The 377-nt window shown below is 31.3% G+C and carries 1 pseudogene; it reads right to left on the bottom strand.

The features are described from left to right. Nucleotides 1–292: 292 nt before the first annotated feature. Nucleotides 293–377, bottom strand: a pseudogene (locus KVT34_RS29980) (class I SAM-dependent methyltransferase); the annotation flags it as partial.

Below are 377 nucleotides of genomic sequence, written 5' to 3'. Positions count from 1 at the left end.
TTTTTAATGAACTAGTATTAGTTTCCAAATAAATCACAACCGTATGTGCCGCCTAATAATTTGAAGTGATTAGTTAAAAAGATTTGATCCGTTTTACAAACAAGTAAACCTATGTGTTTGGTTTTGCCAAAACATAGCTCATAGTTCATTCATCCAACCTTTCAGTCGATTAGAAGCTAACAAATATATTTATATGAGTACGGAAGCACTCAACCAACAATGAACACCAAATATTCCCCTCATACACATAAACTTAGCTTAATGTGTATGAGGGATAAGCTCTATCTTTTCTTTAATTTTTTTTTACTTTTATACGATACGATAAGCACACATGCAAAGAAGCTTGCTCTTTATATAGCGATTTTTCCAAATCATAT

It is taken from the genome of Paenibacillus sp. GbtcB18, assembly GCF_019091125.1.
GTDB classification, from domain to species: Bacteria; Bacillota; Bacilli; order Paenibacillales; family NBRC-103111; genus Paenibacillus_F; species Paenibacillus_F chitinolyticus.
The sequence above is the reverse complement of the archived record's forward strand: the minus strand, read 5'-3'. Positions and strand labels throughout refer to the sequence as shown.